Source organism: Herbidospora solisilvae (assembly GCF_009901565.1).
Classification (GTDB): domain Bacteria; phylum Actinomycetota; class Actinomycetes; order Streptosporangiales; family Streptosporangiaceae; genus Herbidospora; species Herbidospora solisilvae.
In genome coordinates, this window is record NZ_WXEW01000010.1 from 257,087 (window position 1) to 277,934 (window position 20,848).

Sequence of the window (20,848 nt, forward strand, 5' to 3'; positions counted from 1 at the left end):
GGCCGACACCGCATCGTGACCGGCAGGCTCGGGGGGACGCGTAGAATCTATCGGCCTATGCCACAGTCATCCGCGCCCGAGCTGACCCGTGAACGCGACTACGTCGCCGGCCTCTACGACCGGCTCGACCAGTTGCGGGTGCGCACCCGCGCGCAGCTCGACGGCGTGCTCGCCCAGGGCGCGTTCGGCACCCACCAGAACCGGTCGGAACGCGACAACTTCGCCGTCATGTACTCCCAGCGCCTGGCCCGGTTGTGGGCCGTCGAGCGCGGGCTCTGCTTCGGCCGGCTCGACCTCGCCCCCGGAGCTGAGGAGACGCGTTTCTACATCGGCCGCATCGGGCTGACCGACGACGAGCAGCACCGGCTGCTGATCGACTGGCGGGCCCCGGTCGCCCAGCCGTTCTACCGCGCCACCCCGGCCGCGCCGATGGGCGTGACCCGCCGCCGCCACCTGCACATCAAGGGCCGCGAGGTCGTCTCGGTCGACGACGACCTGCTCGACCTCGACGGGCTCAGCGCCGACGACCGCGCCACCCTCAACGGCGAGGCCGCCCTGCTGGCCGCGCTGTCGGAGACCCGGACCGGCCGCATGCGCGACATCGTGGCCACCATCCAGGCCGAGCAGGACCGCATCATCCGGGGCGACCTGTCGGGCGTGCTGGTCGTGCAGGGCGGGCCCGGCACCGGCAAGACCGTGGTCGCGCTGCACCGGGCGGCCTACCTGCTCTACACGTACAGGGAGCGGCTCGAACGCCGCGGGGTGCTCATCGTCGGACCGAACCTCACGTTCCTGCGCTACATCGAGCAGGTCCTGCCGTCGCTGGGCGAGACCGACGTGCTGCTGTCGACCGTGGGGGAGCTGTTCCCCGGCGTGACCGCCACCCGGCCCGAACCGGCGGCCGCGGCGGCGCTCAAGGGCGGGCTGCGGATGGCCGACGTGCTGGCCCGCGCCATCGCCGACCGGCAGCGCATGCCGGCCAAGCCGGTCGACATCAGGCTCGACCGCTACACGCTGCGGCTCGACCGGCAGAGCTTCGAGGCGGCCCGCAACCGGGCGGCCAAGTCGCGCCGCCCGCACAACCAGGCCCGCTCGGTCTTCGTGCGCCACCTGCTGAACACGCTGACCAAGCAGGCCGCCCGCCACCTGGGCCGCGGCGTGTTGTCCGACGAGGACTTCGCCGACCTGCGGGAGGACCTGCGCACCGAGGAGCCGGTGAAGGCCGCGCTCAACCGGCTGTGGCCCTACCTGACGCCCCAGCAGCTCCTCATCGGCCTGTTCACCTCGGCCGACCGCATGACCGCCGCCGGGTTCACCCCGGCCGAGGCCGCGCTGCTGCTGCGCGAGCCGCCGCGCAAGGGCGAGCGCTGGTGGAGCGAGGCCGACGTGCCGCTGCTCGACGAGGCCGCCGAACTGCTCGGCGACATCGACGAGGGCGTGCTGCGGGCCGCCCGCCGCGCCGAGGAGGAGCGCGAGCAGCAGCTCGCCTACGCCCGCGAGGTCCTGGAGATGACCGGCCTGGCCGACATCATGGACGCCGAGCGCTTCGCCGAGCGGCAGCAGGAAGAAGAGGGATATCTCACAACGGCCGAGCGCGCCGCCCGCGACCGCACCTGGGCCTTCGGCCACGTGATCGTCGACGAGGCCCAGGAGCTCTCGGCGATGGCCTGGCGCACGCTGATGCGCCGCTGCCCGTCGCGGTCGATGACGATCGTGGGCGACATCGCCCAGACCGGCTCGGCGGCCGGGGCGCCGAGCTGGAAGAGCGTGCTCGACCCCTACGTCCAGGGCCGCTGGCGCGAGTCGCGGCTGACCGTCAACTACCGCACCCCGGCCGAGCTGATGGCCGTCGCGGCCGACGTGCTCACCCTCGTCGACCCCTCGCTGAAGGCGCCGGAATCGGTCCGCGAGAGCGGTGAGAAGCCCACCGCGGTGCAGACCGACGACCTGGTCGGAGACCTGCCGGAGATCATCGAGCGGCAGAAGGTGGCCGACGGCCGGCTGGTCGTGATCGTCCCCGACGGCCTCGACGTGGGCCTGTCCCGGATGACCGGCCCCGAGGCGCTCGACGCCGAGGTGGCGGTGCTGTCGGTGACCGAGGCCAAGGGCCTGGAGTTCGACGCCGTCGTGGTGGTCGAGCCGGCCCGGATCCTGGCCGAGTCGCCGCGCGGCGCGAGCGACCTTTACGTGGCCCTGACCAGGGCGACCCGGCGGCTTTGCGTGGTCCACACCGGCCCGTTGCCCGAGGTGCTGGCCGGCCTCCGATAGCGGCGCTTGTACCATCCTGTCCCACCTGCGAAAACTTGGCGTTCCCGCTGCTGGGGAGCTGGTTGACATCTGCGCTCAGGTCGGTAGTTTGCTGCGGAGTCCAGCACGGGACTGACCGGTTGGCCGTCTTCAGACATCGTCGGATTCCGCGTCCGTGACGGAGCGTCGCCCCACATTCGGGACGCTCCGTAGCTCAGCCAGGCGCGGCGCCGGCGCTTTTGTCGGGCCGGGGCACCACAACCGGGTGGGGGGTTGGACCCGGGAGGGGTCCCGGCGCCCAGTAGACAACGGAACTCCGCGCCCGCCGCCGACGGGACGGAACCGGTCCGAAGGGCGCTCAGGGCTCCGAACCGTCTCGTGAGATGGGCCTGGGCACGTGGCACCCGTGCCCTGTGCGTAGCCGGATGGTCCTTGAGTTCTCCTGTGGCCACAGGAGAACTCAAGGACCATTGCTGTGAGTTCCCTGGGATGTTCCAGTGCCTGTTTTGGGGCCTGCCGTCCGGCGCGGTACCGTTCCGACCAGCCCTTCATTCGGTCTGGTCAAAGGAGACGCGTGCTCGCAACGGCGACCCCGCGGTCGACCGCCCCGGCGTTCGCCCCGCCCGTGTGGGCCCGCGCCGGTCTCGCCGTCGCCGGCGGCCTGCTGATCTTCCTGGCCTTCCCGCCGCTCGGCTGGTGGTTCTGCGCGCCCATCGGCGTCGCCCCCGTGGTCCTCTCCGTGTACGGGGTCCGCCCCCGCCGCGCCCTGTGGCTCGGGTTCCTGGGCGGGCTGGCGTTCCTGTTCCCCGCCATGGCGTGGGTGCGGCCCATCGGCGACGACGCCTGGGTGGCCCTGGTCGCCATTGAGAGCGCTTTCTGGGCCGCCCAGGGCCTGCTGGTGGCCCTGGTGGTCCGGTTGCGCCTGTGGCCCCTCTGGGCGGCGTGCCTGTGGGTGCTCCAGGAGTGGGCCCGCAGCACCTTCCCGATGGGCGGCTTCCCGTGGGCCCGCCTGGTCTTCAGCCAGGGCACCGCGCCCTACCTGAAGTACGCCTCCCTCTTCGGCGCCCCGTCTGTAAGTTTCACCGTCGCCCTGACCGGTTGCCTGCTCGCCTACCTGGCCGTTCACCTGTTCACCCGCGACTACCGCGAGCGCGTGGTCGCGTTGACGGCGGCCGGGGTGGTAGCCCTACCGGTGGTGGGGATGCTCGTCCCCCTCCACGGCGACGAGGGCAAGACGGTGAACATCGGGGTGGTCCAGGGCAGTGTGCCCCGCAGCGACAAGCTGGGGTTCCACGGAGGCGAGCCCGCCGTCGTGCTGAAGAACCACGCCGACGAGACCCACCGGCTGGCCGAGGCCGTCCGGGCCGGGAAGTACCCCAGGCCCGACGTGGTGGTCTGGCCCGAGAACTCCACCGACATCGACCCCTTCCGCGACCCCGCCGCCTACGCGATCATCGACGCCGCGGTGAAGGACGTCGGCGTGCCGGTCCTCGTGGGGGCCGTGGTGATCCTCGGGGACGACGCCCGGGCCACCCGCAGCATCGTGTGGGACCCGGTCACCGGGCCGGGCGTCTACTACGACAAGCAGAAGCTGGTGCCGTTCGGGGAGTTCACCCCGTACAAGGACCTGGTCCTGGCCTTGTTCGAACGGGCCGGCCTGGTCGGGCGGCAGTCCGTCCCCGGTGAGAAGCCGGGCGACCTGAAGGCCGGCCCGGTCACCCTCGGCGCGGTGAGCTGCTACGAGGTCGCCTTCGACACGATCGTCAACGGCACCGTCCGCGCGGGCGGCTCGCCGCTGGTGGTGCAGACCAACAACGCCACCTACGAGCAGTCGAACCTGCCGCCCCAGCAGCTCGCCATGTCGCGCATCCGGGCGGTGGAGCACAACCGCGCGGTCATCCCGGTCGCGACGACGGGCGTCTCGGCCCACGTCGCCCCCGACGGGCGCATCCTGTGGGAGACACCCGAACTGGTGGCGGCGAGCGCCGTGGTGACCGCGCAGGTGCGCACGCGTGACACCCTGGCGACCCGGGTAGGTGTTCTGCCCGAGATCATTTTGATGGTGGCGGGATCGGGCGCGGCCGTCGTCGCGGCGGTCGCCGCGCGGCGGGCCCGGCGGGACTTCGAAGATCACTAGGAGGAGCCGATGGACCGGATGCTTGGGCGCGTGCTCGTGATCGTTCCCACCTACAACGAGCGTGACAACCTGCCGCGCATCGTCGAGCGGCTCCGCTCGGCGCTGCCCGACGTCGACCTGCTGGTCGCCGACGACAACAGCCCCGACGGCACCGGCAAGATCGCCGACGAGCTGGCCGAGCGCGACGACCACGTCCACGTCCTCCACCGGCCCGGCAAGCAGGGCCTGGGCGCCGCCTACATCGCCGGCTTCCAGTGGGGCCTCGAACGCGGCTACGACGTGCTCGTGGAGATCGACGCCGACGGGTCCCACCAGCCCGAGGAGCTGCACAAGCTGCTCGCCGCGGTCGAGGCCGGGGCCGACCTGGCGATCGGGTCGCGGTGGGTGCCGGGCGGGAAGGTCATCAACTGGCCGACCTCGCGGGAGTTCCTGTCGCGGGGCGCCAACACGTACACGCGGATCATGCTCGGCATGCCGGTCCGCGACGCGACCGCGGGCTTCCGCGCCTACCGGGCCACCACCCTGCGCAAGATCGGCATCGAGGGCGTGCAGTCCCAGGGCTACTGCTTCCAGGTCGACCTGACCCTGCGCACGGTCCGCGAAGGGCTGCGCATCACCGAGGTGCCGATCACCTTCGTCGACCGGGCCGTCGGGCAGAGCAAGATGAGCCGCGACGTCATGACCGAGGCGTTGTGGCGCATCAGCGTGTGGGGCGTGACCGGGATCCCCGAGCGGTTTCGCCGTCGGCGTTAACGGGAACCCGTCCCGCGCGCGCAGGCGTTCCAACCCTCGTAGGCTCGCGTGTGGAGGTGTGGCGGATGCTGCGAATCGGGCTGTTCCTGGCGTTTCTCGTGGTACCGGTGCTGGAGATCTGGCTGCTGATCCAGATCGGTGAGGTCATCGGCGGCTGGACCACGGTCGCGCTGCTGATCGCCGACAGCCTGCTCGGCGGCTGGCTGGTGCGGCGCGAGGGCCGCCGGGCCTGGGCCGCGCTGCAGAAGGCGATCGAGTCGGGCCGCATGCCCGACAGGGAACTCGCCGACGGCGCCCTGATCGTGGCGGGCGGCGCGCTGCTGCTCACCCCCGGCTTCATCACCGACGTCTTCGGCTTCGCCATGATCCTGCCCTTCACCCGCCCGTTCGCCCGACGGCTGGCGACCTGGTTCCTGGGCCGCCGGGTCAAGTCGATGGCCGCCCGGTCCCCCTACGCCCCCTTCATCTCCGCCATGCCCCGCCACGACTCCCACCACGACCAGCCCCGGCCGAGGGAGAACGTGGTGCGCGGCGAGGTCGTCGACGACTGAATGACCTGGCGTTCCCTGTACGAGTCCCTCCACGACTCACCCGAGGTCCTGTGGCCGTGGCTCGCCGAGCATCCCGACCTGGTGGCCGAGATTCGGGAGCTGGGCCGGCCGGGCGCCCATCGGACCCGGCCGGGACACGACCCCCTGCAGCGGCTCTACGCCCTGGGACGCGTCCTCGACCTGCTCATCGCCGACCACCCCGAGGCCTATCCCGCGTTCTGCGCCGCCCTGGGCGCCGACCGCGTCGACCGCAAGGCCTTCCACCCGTTCTTCCACGAGGTCGCCGAGGTCCGGCAGGCCCCTGACTCGAGCGAACCGCCGTCGATCGTCGCGGAACGCTGGCCCGGCTTCATGGTCGGGACGCTGCTGCTGGCCCGCGCCGGAGTGGTCGTCACCGCCGGGGAGCGGCACCTGGTCGCCGGGGTCGCCGACCGGTCGGCCGTCTACTGGACCCATTACCGCCGCCACCGGCCCGCCTGCGACCTCTCCCACGGCTGGGGGCACAACTCGCAGTGGCGGACCGACGCGCGCCGCGACTACTGGGCCGAGGGCCGGTTCCACTACAACGTCGACGGGACCGAACGGCCCGCCGATCAGGCGGAGGTCGAGCTCGTCCGCCATCGGTGCGGCACCGTGACCGATCCGGGCGACGACCTGTTTCCCTACGACCTGCGGCACGTCGAACCGGCCATGCTGGAGACATGAAGATCGTCGTACTGTCCGACACGCACGCCCCCCGGTTCTGGAAGGCGTGCCCGCCGCGTGTGGCCGGGCATCTGCGGGGCGCCGACCTGATTCTGCACGCCGGTGACGTGTGCGTCGGCGGGGTCCTGGACGAGCTGGCCGCCTACGCGCCCGTCCACGCCGTCAAGGGCAACAACGACGGGCCCGACGTCCACGCACCCGAGACGCTGGAGCTGGACCTCGGCGGGCTGCGTGTGGCGATGATCCACGACAGCGGGCCGGCCAAGGGGCGGCTGGCCCGGATGCGGGCCCGGTTCCCCGACGCCGACCTGGTCGTGTTCGGCCACTCCCACATTCCCCTGGACGAGTCCTCCGGCGGGTTCCGCATCTTCAACCCCGGCTCGCCCACCGACAAGCGACGCCAGCCCCACGGCACCCTCGGGCTGCTGCGCGTCGAGGACGGAACCCTGGTGGAGGCGGCGATCGTCGCCGTGACCTGACCCGCGTCCGGTCTTCCGGCACCTACGATGTCGCAGGTGACCGCCTACGACGACGACCTGTTCGAGCACCTCGACACCTCGGCCCTGCCGCCGCGGCAGCAGCGGATGCTGGCCGTGATCCACGACTGGGTGGTCCGCCACGGATATCCGCCGAGCACCCGGGAGATCGGCGACGCGGTCGGCCTGCGTTCGGCGTCCGCCGTGTCGCGGCACCTGCGGAGCCTGGAGGAGCTGGGGTTCCTGCGCCGGGGCACGGCGATGAGCCGGCCGATGGACGTGCGGGCGTTCCTGCGCGGACCGGCGGCGCGACCGGCCGCCGACCTGGTCAGCGTGCCCGTCGTGGGCGACATCGCCGCCGGTGTGCCCATCCCGGCCGAGCAGTACGTCGACGACGCGCTGACCCTGCCGCGCGACCTGACCGGCCGGGGCACCGTCTTCGGGCTGCGGGTGCGGGGCGACTCGATGGTCGACGCCGCCATCTGCGACGGCGACATCGTCGTGGTGCGGCAGCAGCCCGAGGCCCACTCGGGGCAGATCGTCGCCGCGATGATCGACGGCGAGGCGACCGTCAAGGTGTTCCGGCGGCGCGGCGGGCACGTCGTGCTCGAACCGCGCAACCCCGCCTACGCCGACATCGACGGCGACGACGCCGTGGTGCTGGGCATCGTCGTGTCGGTGTTGCGGAGCGTCTGAGAAAAATCTCCGCGCCCGATGTCGAGAACGCGGCGGCGGCTCCGTCCCCGGTTCACCAAAGACGAAGGAGTACCACCGTGACGATCACACGCATGGACAACGTCGCCATCGTCGTCGAGGACCTGGAGGCCGCCGTCGCGTTCTTCGTGGAGCTCGGCATGGACGTGGAGGGGCGGGCGCGCATCGAAGGGGGGTTCGCCGACCGTACCGTCGGGCTTGAGGGCGTGAGCAGCGACATCGCGATGATGCGGACCCCTGACGGCCACGGGCGGCTGGAGCTGACGAAGTACCACGCCCCCGCGGCGGTCGGCCCCGATCCGGGCACCGTGCCGCCCAACACCCGGGGCCTGCACCGCGTCATGTTCGCCGTCGAGGGCATCGACGACGTCGTGGCCCGGCTGGGCAGGCACGGCGCCACGCTCGTCGGCGACGTGGTGCGCTACGAGGACAGCTACCGGCTCTGCTACCTCCGGGGGCCCGAGGGGATCATCGTCGCCCTGGCCGAGCGGCTCGGCTGACCGGGAAGGAGAGGAAAGATGGCCAAGTATCTGCTGCTGAAGCACTACCGGGGCGCGCCCGCGCCGGTCAACGACGTGTCGATGGACCAGTGGACGCCCGAGGAGGTCGCCGCCCACGTCCGTTACATGGCCGACTTCGCCGCCCGGCTGGAGGGCACCGGCGAGTTCGTCGACAGCCAGGGCATCGCACCCGAGGGGGCGTTCGTCCGCTACGACGGCGAGGGGCGGCCGCCGGTCGTCGACGGCCCGTTCGCCGAGACCAAAGACCTCATCGCCGGGTGGATGGTGATCGACGTCGAGTCGCGCGAACGCGCCTACGAACTGGCCGCCGAACTGTCCGCCGCCCCCGGCGCGGGCGGCCGGCCGATCCACGAGTGGCTGGAGGTGCGGCCGTTCCTGACCATCCACTCGACGGTGTTCGATTGAACGAGTCGCTGCTGAGGGAGCTGGTGCCCGCGGTGATCGGGGTGCTCGTCCGCCGCGGGGCCGACTTCGCGGCGGCCGAGGACGCCGTCCAGGACGCCCTGGTCGAGGCCGTGCGCGCGCCGCAGGAGGTGCGCGACCCCAAGGGGTGGCTGATCACGGTGGCGTGGCGCAAGTTCCTCGACGCCGCCCGCGCCGAGACCTCCCGGCGCGACCGGGAGCTGCGCGCCGAGAGCGAACCGGAGCCCGGCCCGGCCGAGTCGGCCGACGACACGCTGCGGCTGTACTTCCTGTGCGCGCACCCCTCGCTGACCCCGTCGTCGGCCGTCGCGCTGACGCTGCGCGCGGTCGGCGGGCTGACCACCCGGCAGATCGCGCAGGCCTACCTCGTGCCCGAGTCGACCATGGCGCAGCGCATCAGCCGGGCCAAACGCACCGTGGCCGGCGTGCGGTTCACCCGGCCCGGCGACGTCGCCACGGTGCTGCGGGTGCTCTACCTGGTCTTCAACGAGGGCTACTCCGGCGACGTCGACTTGGCCGCCGAGGCGATCCGGCTCACCCGCCAGCTCGCCGCCATGACGAAGGACGAGGAGGTCGCCGGGCTGCTCGCGCTCATGCTGCTGCACCACGCCCGCCGCCCGGCCCGCACCACCCCCGACGGCCGGCTGGTGCCGCTGGCCGAGCAGGACCGCGGCCGGTGGGACACCCGCATGATCGCCGAAGGCGTCGACATCCTCCAGGCGGCCCTGGCCCGCGACCGCCTCGGCGAGTTCCAGGCCCAGGCCGCCATCGCCGCCCTGCACGCCGACGCCCCGACGGCCGCCGAGACCGACTGGGTGCAGATCGTCGAGTGGTACGACGAACTGGTGCGCCTCACCGGCAACCCGGTGGCCCGCCTCAACCGCGCCGTCGCGGTCGGCGAGGCCGACGGCGCGCGGGCCGGCCTGGCCGCCCTGGCCGAGCTCGACCCCGGCCTGCCCCGCCACACCGCCGCCGCGGCCTACCTGCACGAACGCGCCGGCGACCCCGCCACCGCCGCCCGCCTGTACGCCGAAGCCGCCCGCAAGGCACCCAGCCTGCCCGAACGCGACCACCTCACCCGCCAGGCCGCCCGCCTCAACGCCCGCCCGCGCGAATGATCAAGGAGTTCGGCGGCGTCGGTAGGGTGGGCACCGATTTTCCGGACGATTCGTGAGGAACCGCACCATGGAACTCTTCCGCCACGGCCCCGCCGGGTCCGAGCGCCCCGCCGTCCGCGAGGAGGGCCGCGCCTACGACCTGACGCCGCTCACCGCCGACATCGACGGCCCCTTCCTGGCCGACGACGGCATCGAGCGCACCGCCGCCGCGCTGGCCGCCGGAGAGCTGCCCGAGATCGACACCACCGGACGGCGGATCGGCCCGCCCATCGCGCGCCCGCCGGCCGTGGTGTGCATCGGCATGAACTACGCCGCCCACGCCGCGGAGTCGGGCGCGGCGCCGCCGCCCTACCCGATCGTCTTCCTCAAGCATCCGGGCTGCGTCGTCGGCCCGGACGACGACGTGATCCTGCCGCCGAACTCGGCCAAGACCGACTGGGAGGTCGAGCTGGCCGTCGTCATGAAGGGCACCCCGCGCTACCTGAACGACCCCTCCGAGGCGCTCGGCTATGTCGCCGGGTACGCCCTGTCGAACGACCTGTCGGAGCGGGCCTTCCAGCTGGAGGAGTCGGGCGGCCAGTGGTCGAAGGGCAAGTGCGCCGAGACCTTCAACCCGCTCGGGCCGGTGCTGCGGCCCGCCTCCGAGATCGACCCGACCGCGCTGCGGTTGCGGTCGTGGGTCAACGGCGAGGTCCGGCAGGACTCCAGCACCGCCGACATGGTGTTCTCCGTCGCCGAGATCATCCACCACCTGAGCCACTACATGCTGCTGATGCCGGGCGACGTGATCAGCACCGGCACCCCCGAGGGCGTGGCGCTGTCGGGCCGGTTCCCCTACCTGAAGGTCGGCGACGTCGTCACGATGGAGATCGACGGCCTCGGACGCCAGGAGCAGGTGATCGTCGCCTGCTGAGTCGCCTGCCGAGTCGTCGCGCCGGGCCGCCGACGACGGCGGCCCGGCGGGTGGCGGTCAGCACACGATGAAGACGCTCTTCCAGCCGACCGGCGTGATCTGCTCGGCGTTGCGGTTGCTGTCGAGCGTGAAGTGGGCCACGCCCTGGGCGTTCGGCTGGTTGTACATCCGGCCGCTCTGGCCGGTGCCGTACCACTTGTAGGAGCCGCCGAAGGGGATGTTGTTGATGCCGCACGCGCTGAGGGCGACGCTCCGGCCCGAGAAGCCGGGGCCCTCGTAGGCGACGTACACCGAGGCGTGGGCCATCCCGGCGGTGCCGGCGATGACGGCGGCGAGCGCGGAGGTGAGGAGGATCCTCTTCACGGGTGTCCTTCCGTTGAGTGACATTGCGTGATCATCGTGGAACGGTCCGCGTCGCTGATCGAGTGCGCCGCGCGTACGGTGACCACATCAAGATCGTCTTTTTGGACGGTGCGGGCGGTGCACGGCCGACCCCCTGAACTACGGTGCGGGGAGTACCGCACGACACCTCTCGGCGCCGATGAGCGGGGCCGGGGCCGGTCCGTAGAGTCCGGCTCCATGATCTCCTCATTCGCGCCGCTGGCGCTCGTGTTGTCGTCGGTCCTCGCGACGGGCGGGCCGGCGCAGACCCCCGCCCCCCGGCCCCACGACTACCTCGGCACCTGGAACTACGACCAGCCCGACCGCGCCACCATGCGCAACGTCGCCGTCGTCGGGGCCACCCCGCCGATCCACGTCCCGCAGATCGGCGACATCGTCTTCACCCGCACCGGCGACGGGGTCACCGGCCGCACCGACCAGGGCTGCACCTGGACGTTCGCGGTCCGGCCCGCCTCCCTGGAGCTCGACCCGCCGACGCAGAACTGCTTCAACCGGGTCATCGGCTCGGCGTACACGATCACGAGGTGGTCGGTCACCGTGTCGGGCGGCCGCGAGCGCGAGACCATCGAGGCCGTCAGCCACCAGCCCACCGGCGACTACTCCTTCCGCCTCGACGACGGCCGCCGGACCAGGGCGAGGGCGGGCGCGGCGGCGCGGTTCGCGGGCGCGTGGCGGTACGACCCGGCCGACCCGGCGACCCGGGTGAACATCGTCACCACCCGCTACACCGCGCCGGACCGGGTGGTGCAGGCGCCGCGGCAGGGGGTCGTCACGTTCACCCGGCGGCGGGACGTCCTGACGGCCCGCACCGGCGACGGCTGCGCGTGGCGGCTGACCGCGCGCGGCAACACCGCCAAACTCGACCCGGCCGGCCAGACCTGCGGCGGCACCACGCTCTCGTTCTGGACCGTCGCGAGCGACGGCCGCCGCCAGGCGTCGGTCCAGGCGGGCACCGGCCCCGACGGCGGGGCGTTCCTGCTCAGCGTCGGCGCGCTGACCAGGGGGTGAAGGGCGCGTAGCAGGATGGGGCCATGACCTCAGCCCGCGCCTTCTGGGAACAGCACACCTGCCTGCCCCTCACCCTCGACGCCGACGTGGCCGACCTGCTGCGCTACCGCCGCCCCGGCGGGGCCTACGTGTCGGTCAACGTCGGCTACGCGCCGCACTCCCGGGACGACGCGCTGTCCTACATCGGCCACTTCACCCGGGCGATCGAGGCCCACCCCGACCTGGAGCTGGCCACGACCGTCGGGGAGATCGACGCGGCGGTGCCCGGCGACCGGATCGTGGTGGCCTTCGACCTGGAGGACTCCGCGCCGCTGGCCGGGGACCTCGACATGGTGGAGGTCTTCTACGGCCTGGGGGTGAAGTCGCTGCTGCCGAGCTACAACAACGGCAACGCCGCCGGGGGCGGCTGCCTCGACGCCGTCGACTCCGGGCTGACCGCCTACGGGCGCGACCTGGTGCGGCGGATGAACGAGGTCGGCATGCTGGTCGACGGGTCGCACTGCGGCACCCGTACCGGACTGGACCTGTCGGAGGTCTCCGAGCAGCCGATGATCTATTCCCATTCGGCCATGCGCGGGGTCTGGGACCACGCCCGCAACATCACCGACGAGCAGGCCCGCGCGTGCGCCGCGACCGGGGGCGTCATCGGCATCCCGGGCGTGGGCATCTTCCTCGGGCCCAACACCGCCACCCTCGACGCCTTCGTCGCCCACATCGACTACGCCGTCGAGCTGGTGGGGCCCGAGCACGTCGGCATCGGCAGCGACTACTCCTTCGACGCCGACACCATCATGGAGGACCTGGCGGCCAACCCCGAGCTGTTCCCCGAGGAGTACACCCGCTGGGGGACGATCCGGTTCGTCGAACCGGAGACGACGCTGCTCATCGAGCGGGAGCTGGTCGGGCGCGGCTATCCGGAGGAGACGGTGCGCGGCATCCTGGGCGGCAACTTCCGGCGGGTGGCCGCCCAGGTCTGGAAATAGCGTGTTGTCCGATCGCACAATCGCCGACCGTTCGGGTTGTGCGATCGGCTGAGTACGGCGGCCGATCGGCGATCTAGCCTCGGCACATGACGACGCCGGAACGCTGGCTGGACGAGCATCTCGCCCGGATCCTGGCCGAACGCGGAGTGCCGGGCGCCTCGGTCGCCGTGCTGACCGAGGGCCGGGTGGTCACCGCCGCCGCCGGGGTGCTGAGCACCGCCACCGGCGTCGAGGCGACCCCCGACGCGGTCTTCCAGATCGGGTCGATCACCAAGTTGTGGACGAGCGCGCTGGTGCTGCAGCTCGTCGACGACGGCCTGGTCGATCTGGACGCCCCGGTGCGCGGTTACCTGCCTGGGTTCCAGACGGGCGACCCGGCGATCACCGTCCGCCAGCTGCTCTGCCACGTCGCCGGGTTCGAGGGCGACGTCTTCACCGACACCGGAAGGGGCGACGACGCCGTCGAGCGCTACGTCGCCGCCATCCGGGACATCCCGCAGCTGTTCCCGCCCGGCGAGGTGTTCTCGTACAACAACGCCGGGTTCGTCGTCCTCGGCCGCCTGGTCGAGGTCATGCGCGGCGAGCCGTTCGACCGGGTGCTGGTCGACCGGCTCGCCGCGCCCCTCGGGCTCACCCACGTCGCGCCGAGCCCCTACGAGGCGATCCTGCACCGGGCCGCCGTCGGGCACCTGCCCGGCGAGGGCGGCGGCCCGGTGCCGACGCCGACCTGGGCGCTGGCCCGGTCGAACGCGCCCGCCGGGTCGATGCTCGCGATGACCGCCCGCGACCTGGTCGGCTTCGCCGCCATGCACCTGGCCGACGGCGCGGGGCTGCTCAAGCCCGGCACGGTGGCGGCCATGTGGCGGCCGCAGGTGAGGCTGCCCCGGCTCGGCACCATGCCCGGCGCCTGGGGGCTGGGCTGGGAGCTGGAGGAGTGGGACGGGCGGGCCGTGGTCGGCCACGACGGCGGGACCATCGGCCAGGCCGCCTTCCTGCGGATCGTGCCCGACCGGAACGTCGCGGTGGCGCTGCTGACCAACGGCGGCGACGTGCTGGGCGCGTACGCCGACGTCGTCGGCCACCTGCTGAAGGAGCTGGCCGGCGTCACGTTGCCGGACCGCCCGACGCCCCCGGCCGAGCCGGAGCCGATCGACCCGGCGCCCTACCTGGGCCGCTACTCCGACACGATCTACGACATCACCGTCAGCCAGGACGCCGAGGGCGTGATCTGGCTCGACCGGGTGCCCAAGGACGTCATCGCGGAGATCGGCGAGAAGCCCCTGCGGACCCGGCTGGTGCACCTGGAGGGCGACTCGCTGATCGCGGTGGAGCCGATCCGCGGCGTCCATCCCGTCTTCGCCTTCGTCGGACGCGACGAATCGGGGCTCGCGAAGCACATCCACTACGGCCGTGCCGTCTCGAGAAAAGGAACGCCATGACGCGCATGAGGGCACTCGCGGCACTCGCCCTGACGGGTTCGGTCACCCTGGCCGCCTGCGGCGGCGAAGCACCCGACGGCACACCGGGCCAGGCCGCCGGGACCGGCGGCGCCGCCTACGCCGCCGGCAAGACCTTCACCCTGAACCTCGCCGCCGACCCGGGCGCCCTCGACCCGCAGGGGGCGGCGGGCAGCTCCCTGTTCGCCCTGACCCAGTACGCCTACGACAGCCTGGTCGCCGTCGCCGAGGACGGCACCGTCCAGCCCCAGCTGGCCGGTTCGTGGACCGCCGACGGCACCACCCTCACCTTCGACCTCAAGAGCGGCGTCACCTGCGCCGACGGCGCGCCGTTCACCGCCCAGACGGTGGTCGACAACATCGCCTACGTGACCGACCCGGACAACAAGAGCCCGTTCCTCGGCGTGTTCGTCCCGGCCGGGACGACCGCCTCCGCCTCCGGATCCAAGGTCACCGTCAAGCTCCCCGCGCCCGCGCCGTTCGCGCTGAACGCGTTCGCGAACCTGCCGATGGTGTGCGACGCCGGGATGAAGAACCGGGGGAGCCTCAAGGCCGCCACCAACGGCACCGGGCCGTACACGCTCACCGAGGCGGTGCCCTCCGACCACTACACCTACCAGCTCCGCGAGGGCTACACCTGGGGCCCCGGCGGCGCGACCACGGCCGAGCCGGGCATGCCGGCCAAGGTCGTCGTCAAGATCGTCGCCAACGAGACCACCGCCGCCAACCAGCTGCTCGCCGGGACCGCCAACGCCGTCCAGATCACCGGCGCCGACGCCGCCCGGCTCACCGGGGCGGGCCTGAAGTCGGTCGGCACGCAGGCGCTGATCGGCGAGCAGTGGTACAACCACGCCGACGGGCACGTCACCGCCGACCCGGCCGTGCGGATGGCGCTGACCCGGGCGGTCGACCTCAAGCAGCTCCAGGTCGCCATCACCTCCGGCAAGGGCGCCCCCGCCACCCAGCTCGCCGTCCTGGAACCGACCGGCTGCACCGGCGACGCCGTGACCGGCAGCGTGCCCTCCTTCGACGCCGCCGCCGCGGGGGCCGCCCTGGAGGCGGCCGGATGGGTGAAGGGCGCCGACGGCGTCCGCGCCAAGGGCGGGGAGCGGCTGACGGTCACCCTGCTGTACGACGGCGCGCTCGGCAGCGCGGGCAGCGGCGCGGCCGAACTGGCCGTGGCGGCCTGGAAGGCGGTCGGCGTCGAGGCCAAGGCCGTCCAGCAGAACCAGACCCAGCTCACCGGCGCGGTCTTCGGCACCGGCGCCTGGGACGTCGCCTGGGTGCCGCTCAACGTCAGCACCCCCGACCAGGTCATGCCGTTCGTGTCCGGCCCGGCCGCGCCCAAGGGCACCAACTTCGCCGCCATCGACAACGCCGACTACCTCGCCGCCGCCACCCGCGCGATGGCCGCGACCGGCAGCGAGGGCTGCGCCGACTGGTTCGCCGCCGAGCAGGCGCTCTACAAGGCCGCCGACATGGTGCCCTTCGCCAACAACGTCATCCCGACCTTCCTCAAGGGCGCGGAGCTCTCCATCGTGGGCAGCATCGTCCCGACCAGCATCCGGATGCTCGGCTGACCATGAAGAAGCCGGCAGCGGGAAGGTGGCCGCGCTTCGCGCTCCGGCGCGCGGCGCGGCTGCTGGTGTCGCTCTGGGTGCTGGTGACCGCCTCGTTCCTGATGATCCACCTGGTGCCCGGCGACCCGGTGCGCGCGGCGCTCGGCCCGACCGCGCCCGCCGACCTGGTGCTCGCCCACGAGGAGGAGCTCGGCCTGCTCGACCCGCTCTGGCAGCAGTACGCGAGCTTCCTCGGCCGCCTCGTCCGGGGCGACCTGGGCGTCTCGATCGCCAGCCGGCTCTCGGTCGGGGAGACGATCGCCCAGCAGCTGCCCGCCACGGCCGAGCTCGCCGTGCTGGCCTTCCTGCTGTCGGTGGCGGTCGCGGTGCCCGTCGGCGTGGGGATGGCGGTGCTCACCCGCCGGGGGCGCGGCCGGCGCGCGGAGCTCGCGTTCACCGGCACGAACGTCGTGGTGAGCGCGATCCCCGACTTCCTGCTCGGCGTCGGGCTGGTCTACCTGCTGGCCGTGCAGACGCACGTGTTCCCGGTGGCCGGACGCGCCGGGCCCGACTCCTACGTGCTGCCGGTGCTGGCCCTGGCGATCGGCCCGGCGGCGGTGCTGTCGCGCATCGTCCGGGTGGAGATGCTCGCGGTGATGGAGGCCGACTACATCCGCACCGCACGGGCCAAGAGGCTCACCCCGGTGCGGCTGCACCTCGTGCACGCGCTGCCGAACGCGGTGACCGCGACCCTGACGATCGGCGGGCTGGCGCTGAGCGCGCTGGTGGCCGGGACGGTGCTGGTGGAGAACGTGTTCGCCTGGCCGGGGCTTGGCTCCTCCATCGTCTCCTCGATCGTCGCGAAGGACTATCCGCTGGTCCAGGGCACCGTCCTGGTCTACGGCGTCGGCGTCCTGCTGATCAACACGCTCGTCGACGTGGTGCTCGCGCTGCTCGACCCCCGTTCGGCGATCGGAGAAGCCTGATGAGGGCGGCGCTGCGCAGGCCCGTCGGCCTGGCCGGGGTCGTGCTGCTGGTCCTCGTGCTCGCGGCCGCCGTGTTCGGCCCCGTGGTGTGGGGCGACCGGGCCACGGCCGTCGACACCGCCGACCTGCTGGCCGGGCCGTCGGCCGAGCACTGGATCGGCACCGACAACCTCGGCCGCGACCTGTTCGCCCGGGTGCTGGTGGCCGCCCGGCTGTCCATCCTGCTGGCGCTGGCGGCGACCGCGATCAGCATGGTGCTGGGCTTCCTCCTCGGGGCCGCGCCGATGCTGGCCGGGCGGCGGCTCGGCCGGCTGATCACCGCGGCCGTCAACGTCCTGGTCGCCTTCCCCGGGCTGCTGCTGGTGCTGTTCTTCGCCGTCGTCTTCGGCGTCGGCGCGCGCGGGGCCGCGCTCGCGGTCGGGCTGGCCGGGGCGCCCGCGTTCGCCCGGTTGTGCCACACGCTCATCGCCGGGATCTCCGAGCGCGACTACGTCGCCGCCGCCCGCATCGCCGGGGTCGGCCGGGTGCGGATGCTGCTGCGGCACGTGCTGCCGAACATCGCCGAACCGGTCATCGTGTACGCGACCATGGCCGCCGGCGGGGTGCTGCTCACCTTCGCCGGGTTGTCGTTCCTGGGCCTCGGCGTGCAGGCGCCGGACTACGACTGGGGCCGGCTCATGCAGGACGGGCTCAACGGGATTTACATCCACCCGCTGGCCGCGCTCGGCCCGGGGATCGCCGTCGTGCTCGCCGGGCTGGCCTTCAACCTCACGGGCGAGGCCTTCGCCTCGGCGCCGCGCCGCGCCCACGTCCTGCCGAAGGCCGGTCAGCCGGCACCCGCCACCGCCCCCGCCGCCGGCTCCGTCCTGTCGGCCGACGACCTGCGGGTGACGATCCCCGGCCCCAACGGCCCGATCCACGCCGTGCGGGGCGTCACCTTCGCCGTCGGCGACGGCGAGGCCGTCGGGGTCGTCGGCGAGTCGGGGTCGGGCAAGTCCGTGACCGCGCTGGCGGTGGCCGGGCTGCTGGAGCCGCCGGTCCGGGTCGAGGCCGCCCACCTGGTCGTCGCGGGCGAGGACCTGCTGGCCCCCGGAGCCCACCGGCGGCTGGGCACCGCGCTGGCGGTCGTGTTCCAGGACCCCATGACCTCGTTCAACCCGGCCCACCGCGTCGGGCCGCAACTGGCCGAGGTGAGCCGCTTCCACCAGGGCATGGGCCGCAAGGCGGCCTTCGCGCGGGCGGTCGACCGGCTGAACGCGGTGCGGATCGGCGACCCGGCGCGGCGGGCCCGGCAGTACCCGTTCGAGTTCTCCGGCGGCATGCGGCAGCGGGCCATGATCGGCATGGGCCTCATGGGCGACCCCCGGCTCATCGTCGCCGACGAGCCGACCACCGCCCTCGACGTCACCGTGCAGCGGCAGGTGCTCGAACTGCTCGCCGACGTGCGCCGCGAGACCGGCGCGGCGCTCCTGCTGATCAGCCACGACGTGTCGGTCGTGACCGACGTGTGCGACCGCGTCCTGGTCATGTACGCCGGCCGCGTCGTCGAGGAACTGCCCGCCAAGGACCTGCGCACGCTGGCCCGGCACCCCTACACGCGGGCGCTGGTCGCGGCCGTGCCCGACATGGAGACCGACCTCGACCGGCCGCTCGCCGTGATCCCCGGGCTGCCCGTCGACCCCGTCGAGACGCCGGCCGGATGCGCCTTCGCGCCCCGCTGCCCGCTCGCCGACGACCACTGCCGCACCGTCGCGCCGCCGCTGCTGGACGGCGTGGCCTGCCACAAGGCCGGGGAGGCCCCGTGAGCACGCTCACCTTCCACGAGGTCTCCGTCCGCTACGGCGCCCACACCGTGCTGCACGAGGTCAGCCTGGAGGTCGGCGCGGGCCGGACCGTCGGCCTGGTCGGCGAGTCGGGCTGCGGCAAGTCGACCCTCGCCCGCGCCGCCGTCGGCCTCGCCCCGGTGACCTCCGGCGCGATCCTGCTCGACGGCCGTCCGGTGCCCAGCCGGGGCCGCCGGCCGGTGCAGATGGTCTTCCAGGATCCGTACTCCTCCCTCGACCCCCGCATGACCGTGGGGGACAGCATCGCCGAGGCCATGCCCGGCCGCCCCGGCCGCATGGAGCGCCAGACCGAGATCGCCCGGCTCCTCGGCCTCGTCCACCTCGACGCCGCCAGAGCCGGCGACCTGCCCGGCCAACTCTCGGGCGGGCAGCGGCAGCGGGTCGCGCTGGCCCGCGCGCTCGCCGCCCGGCCGAGGGTGATCCTCGCCGACGAGATCACCTCCGCGCTCGACGTGTCGGTGCAGGGCGCGGTGCTCAACCTCATCCGCGACATGCGCCGCGACCTCGGCCTGTCGATGTTGTTCATCTCGCACAACCTGGCCGTCGTGCGGTACGTCGCCGACCACGTGGCGGTGCTGCACGCCGGGCGGATCGTCGAGCACGGCCCCACGGCGCGGGTGCTCGGCGACCCCCGCCACGACTACACCCGCCACCTCCTCGCCTCCGCCCACCCATTGAAGGAGCACACGTGAACCAGGCCCACTGGCAGCACCGCCTCGACGAACTCGCCGCCAAGCACGGGGTGCCCGGCGCCCAGCTGGGCATCCTGCGCGGCGACGACCTGCTGACCCTCGCCACCGGCGTGCTGCACGCCGGGACCGGCCAGCCCGCCGCCACCGACTCCGTCTGGCAGATCGGCTCGATCTCCAAGGTGTGGACGGCCACCGTCATCATGCAGCTGATCGACGAGGACCGGTTCACCCTGGAGACCCCGGTCGCCGAGGTGCTGCCGGAGTTCCGGCTGCGCGACCCCGAGACCACCGCCGCCGTCACCGTCTGGCACCTGCTCACCCACACCAGCGGCATCGACGGCGACCTGTTCACCGACACCGGCCGGGGCGACGACGCCCTGGAGAAGTACGTCGCCCTGCTGGCCGACTCGGCGCACAATCACCCGATCGGCGCGACCTGGTCGTACTGCAACGCGGGCTACTCGGTGCTCGGCCGGATCATCGAGGTCGCCACCGGGCAGACGTGGGACCAGGCGATCAGGGAGAAGCTCTTCACGCCGCTCGGCCTGACCCACACCACGACCCTGCCCGAGGACGCCATGGTCTTCGGCCACGCCATGGGCCACGTCAAGGGCGGCGACGAGCCCGTGGTCGCGCCCGTGTGGGGGCTGCCGCGCGCGGTCGGCCCGGCCGGGCTCATCACCGCGACCGTCGCCGACGTGCTCGCCTTCGCCCGCATGCACCTGCGGGGCGGGGTCGCCGCCGACGGCACCCGGGTGCTCTCGGAGGAGAGCACGGCGGCGATGTCGGCGTACCAGACCGAGTGCCCCGAGAAGCGGCTGCTCGGCGACTCGTGGGGGCTCGGCTGGTTCCGCTGCGACTGGCACGGCCACCGCGCCTACGGCCACGACGGCAACACCATCGGCCAGGCGGCGTTCCTGCGCGTGCTGCCCGAGGCCGGGGTCGCCGTCGCGCTGCTCACCAACGGCGGCCACACCCACGACCTGTACGCCGACCTGTACGACGAGATCTTCGCCGAGCTCACCGGCGTCCGGCTGCCCGAGCCGTTCGAACCCCCGGCCGAGCCGGCCGCCGCCGACCTCACCCCCTACGCCGGCACCTACGAGCGCGAGTCGGTCCGCATGGAGGTGTTCGACGACGACGGCAAGCCGACCCTGCGCACCACCCTCACGGGCCCGCTCGCCGGGCTGGAGGACGACCCCGTGCAGACGTACGAGATGACCCCGGTCGAGCCCGGCCTGTACGCGGTCCGCCCCGAAGGCATGGAGACGTGGGTGCCCGTGACCTTCTACTCCCTGCCCACCGGCGAGGAGTACGTCCACTACGGCGCCCGCGCGACCCCGAAGAAGCTCGGCTGAC

General features: G+C 72.9%; 20 protein-coding genes. 19 read left to right on the forward strand and 1 reads right to left on the reverse strand.

Going from position 1 to position 20,848, the window contains the following annotated elements; all coding sequences use genetic code 11:
* Positions 1 to 57 precede the first annotated feature (57 nt).
* From GT755_RS31760 to GT755_RS31810, 11 genes are all read left to right on the forward strand, one after another.
* Positions 58 to 2,268 (forward strand): HelD family protein, encoded by a 2,211-nt coding sequence (locus GT755_RS31760; RefSeq protein WP_161483250.1) that lies wholly within the window; start codon positions 58 to 60, stop codon positions 2,266 to 2,268.
* Positions 2,269 to 2,821: 553 nt separating this feature from the next.
* The gene (gene lnt, locus GT755_RS31765) at positions 2,822 to 4,384 is read left to right on the forward strand and encodes an apolipoprotein N-acyltransferase (RefSeq protein WP_161483251.1); all 1,563 of its coding nucleotides are present in this window, start codon (positions 2,822 to 2,824) and stop codon (positions 4,382 to 4,384) included.
* A gap of 9 nt (positions 4,385 to 4,393) precedes the next feature.
* On the forward strand, positions 4,394 to 5,137 hold the full coding sequence (locus tag GT755_RS31770; RefSeq protein WP_161483252.1) for a polyprenol monophosphomannose synthase: 744 nt from the start codon (positions 4,394 to 4,396) through the stop codon (positions 5,135 to 5,137).
* 65 nt (positions 5,138 to 5,202) lie between these two features.
* On the forward strand, positions 5,203 to 5,688 hold the full coding sequence (locus GT755_RS31775; protein ID WP_161483253.1) for an FxsA family protein: 486 nt from the start codon (positions 5,203 to 5,205) through the stop codon (positions 5,686 to 5,688).
* Complete coding sequence (locus GT755_RS31780; protein WP_161483254.1) at positions 5,689 to 6,393, forward strand: hypothetical protein; 705 nt, start codon at positions 5,689 to 5,691, stop codon at positions 6,391 to 6,393.
* Complete coding sequence (locus GT755_RS31785; protein ID WP_161483255.1) at positions 6,390 to 6,872, forward strand: metallophosphoesterase family protein; 483 nt, start codon at positions 6,390 to 6,392, stop codon at positions 6,870 to 6,872. The genes GT755_RS31780 and GT755_RS31785 overlap by 4 nt, the downstream gene beginning before the upstream one ends.
* A 27-nt stretch (positions 6,873 to 6,899) precedes the next feature.
* Positions 6,900 to 7,565, forward strand: coding sequence for a transcriptional repressor LexA (gene lexA, locus GT755_RS31790; protein WP_202610727.1), 666 nt, complete (start codon positions 6,900 to 6,902; stop codon positions 7,563 to 7,565).
* A gap of 92 nt (positions 7,566 to 7,657) precedes the next feature.
* A complete protein-coding gene (locus GT755_RS31795; protein WP_161483428.1) occupies positions 7,658 to 8,083 on the forward strand; it encodes a VOC family protein in 426 nt (141 codons plus the stop codon).
* Positions 8,084 to 8,101: 18 nt separating this feature from the next.
* On the forward strand, positions 8,102 to 8,509 hold the full coding sequence (locus tag GT755_RS31800; protein ID WP_161483257.1) for a YciI family protein: 408 nt from the start codon (positions 8,102 to 8,104) through the stop codon (positions 8,507 to 8,509).
* Positions 8,506 to 9,645, forward strand: coding sequence for an RNA polymerase sigma factor (locus tag GT755_RS31805; RefSeq protein WP_161483258.1), 1,140 nt, complete (start codon positions 8,506 to 8,508; stop codon positions 9,643 to 9,645). The genes GT755_RS31800 and GT755_RS31805 overlap by 4 nt, the downstream gene beginning before the upstream one ends.
* A gap of 67 nt (positions 9,646 to 9,712) precedes the next feature.
* A complete protein-coding gene (locus tag GT755_RS31810) occupies positions 9,713 to 10,558 on the forward strand; it encodes a fumarylacetoacetate hydrolase family protein (protein ID WP_161483259.1) in 846 nt (281 codons plus the stop codon).
* 57 nt (positions 10,559 to 10,615) lie between these two features.
* Here the strand turns inward: GT755_RS31810 and GT755_RS31815 are convergent, their stop codons facing one another.
* Complete coding sequence (locus GT755_RS31815) at positions 10,616 to 10,921, reverse strand: MiAMP1 family antimicrobial peptide (RefSeq protein ID WP_161483260.1); 306 nt, start codon at positions 10,919 to 10,921, stop codon at positions 10,616 to 10,618.
* A 216-nt stretch (positions 10,922 to 11,137) separates the two neighbouring features.
* On the opposite strand from GT755_RS31815, the gene GT755_RS31820 reads away from it, so the two are divergent.
* The 8 genes from GT755_RS31820 to GT755_RS31855 all read left to right on the forward strand — a co-directional run bounded on the left by GT755_RS31820 (position 11,138) and on the right by GT755_RS31855 (position 20,847).
* Positions 11,138 to 11,968 (forward strand): hypothetical protein, encoded by an 831-nt coding sequence (locus GT755_RS31820; RefSeq protein WP_161483261.1) that lies wholly within the window; start codon positions 11,138 to 11,140, stop codon positions 11,966 to 11,968.
* Between the two features lie 23 nt (positions 11,969 to 11,991).
* Complete coding sequence (locus GT755_RS31825; RefSeq protein ID WP_161483262.1) at positions 11,992 to 12,951, forward strand: dipeptidase; 960 nt, start codon at positions 11,992 to 11,994, stop codon at positions 12,949 to 12,951.
* Between the two features lie 86 nt (positions 12,952 to 13,037).
* A complete protein-coding gene (locus GT755_RS31830; protein ID WP_161483263.1) occupies positions 13,038 to 14,390 on the forward strand; it encodes a serine hydrolase domain-containing protein in 1,353 nt (450 codons plus the stop codon).
* Entirely contained in the window at positions 14,387 to 15,988 is a 1,602-nt protein-coding gene (locus tag GT755_RS31835; RefSeq protein WP_161483264.1) for an ABC transporter substrate-binding protein, read from the forward strand. The genes GT755_RS31830 and GT755_RS31835 overlap by 4 nt, the downstream gene beginning before the upstream one ends.
* Before the next feature lie 2 nt (positions 15,989 to 15,990).
* Complete coding sequence (locus GT755_RS31840) at positions 15,991 to 16,953, forward strand: ABC transporter permease (RefSeq protein ID WP_161483265.1); 963 nt, start codon at positions 15,991 to 15,993, stop codon at positions 16,951 to 16,953.
* Positions 16,953 to 18,758, forward strand: a complete 1,806-nt coding sequence (locus GT755_RS31845; RefSeq protein WP_161483266.1) for a dipeptide/oligopeptide/nickel ABC transporter permease/ATP-binding protein — start codon at positions 16,953 to 16,955, stop codon at positions 18,756 to 18,758. The genes GT755_RS31840 and GT755_RS31845 overlap by 1 nt, the downstream gene beginning before the upstream one ends.
* Positions 18,755 to 19,489, forward strand: a complete 735-nt coding sequence (locus GT755_RS31850) for an ABC transporter ATP-binding protein (protein ID WP_161483267.1) — start codon at positions 18,755 to 18,757, stop codon at positions 19,487 to 19,489. Before GT755_RS31845 ends, GT755_RS31850 begins: the two co-directional genes overlap by 4 nt.
* The gene (locus tag GT755_RS31855) at positions 19,486 to 20,847 is read left to right on the forward strand and encodes a serine hydrolase domain-containing protein (protein ID WP_328794620.1); all 1,362 of its coding nucleotides are present in this window, start codon (positions 19,486 to 19,488) and stop codon (positions 20,845 to 20,847) included. The genes GT755_RS31850 and GT755_RS31855 overlap by 4 nt, the downstream gene beginning before the upstream one ends.
* Position 20,848 lies beyond the last annotated feature (1 nt).

Excerpts from the sequence above, each read along its gene's own strand:
- GT755_RS31845 (WP_161483266.1), top strand. The coding sequence starts at position 16,953 with ATGAGGGCGGCGCTGCGCAGGCCCGTCGGCCTGGCCGGGGTCGTGCTG.
- GT755_RS31785 (WP_161483255.1), top strand. The coding sequence starts at position 6,390 with ATGAAGATCGTCGTACTGTCCGACACGCACGCCCCCCGGTTCTGGAAG.
- GT755_RS31820 (WP_161483261.1), top strand. The coding sequence starts at position 11,138 with ATGATCTCCTCATTCGCGCCGCTGGCGCTCGTGTTGTCGTCGGTCCTC.
- GT755_RS31770 (WP_161483252.1), top strand. The coding sequence starts at position 4,394 with ATGGACCGGATGCTTGGGCGCGTGCTCGTGATCGTTCCCACCTACAAC.
- GT755_RS31830 (WP_161483263.1), top strand. The coding sequence starts at position 13,038 with ATGACGACGCCGGAACGCTGGCTGGACGAGCATCTCGCCCGGATCCTG.
- GT755_RS31840 (WP_161483265.1), top strand. The coding sequence starts at position 15,991 with ATGAAGAAGCCGGCAGCGGGAAGGTGGCCGCGCTTCGCGCTCCGGCGC.
- GT755_RS31760 (WP_161483250.1), top strand. The coding sequence starts at position 58 with ATGCCACAGTCATCCGCGCCCGAGCTGACCCGTGAACGCGACTACGTC.
- GT755_RS31800 (WP_161483257.1), top strand. The coding sequence starts at position 8,102 with ATGGCCAAGTATCTGCTGCTGAAGCACTACCGGGGCGCGCCCGCGCCG.
- GT755_RS31835 (WP_161483264.1), top strand. The coding sequence starts at position 14,387 with ATGACGCGCATGAGGGCACTCGCGGCACTCGCCCTGACGGGTTCGGTC.
- GT755_RS31825 (WP_161483262.1), top strand. The coding sequence starts at position 11,992 with ATGACCTCAGCCCGCGCCTTCTGGGAACAGCACACCTGCCTGCCCCTC.
- GT755_RS31810 (WP_161483259.1), top strand. The coding sequence starts at position 9,713 with ATGGAACTCTTCCGCCACGGCCCCGCCGGGTCCGAGCGCCCCGCCGTC.
- GT755_RS31795 (WP_161483428.1), top strand. The coding sequence starts at position 7,658 with ATGGACAACGTCGCCATCGTCGTCGAGGACCTGGAGGCCGCCGTCGCG.
- GT755_RS31775 (WP_161483253.1), top strand. The coding sequence starts at position 5,203 with ATGCTGCGAATCGGGCTGTTCCTGGCGTTTCTCGTGGTACCGGTGCTG.
- GT755_RS31780 (WP_161483254.1), top strand. The coding sequence starts at position 5,689 with ATGACCTGGCGTTCCCTGTACGAGTCCCTCCACGACTCACCCGAGGTC.
- lexA (WP_202610727.1), top strand. The coding sequence starts at position 6,900 with ATGTCGCAGGTGACCGCCTACGACGACGACCTGTTCGAGCACCTCGAC.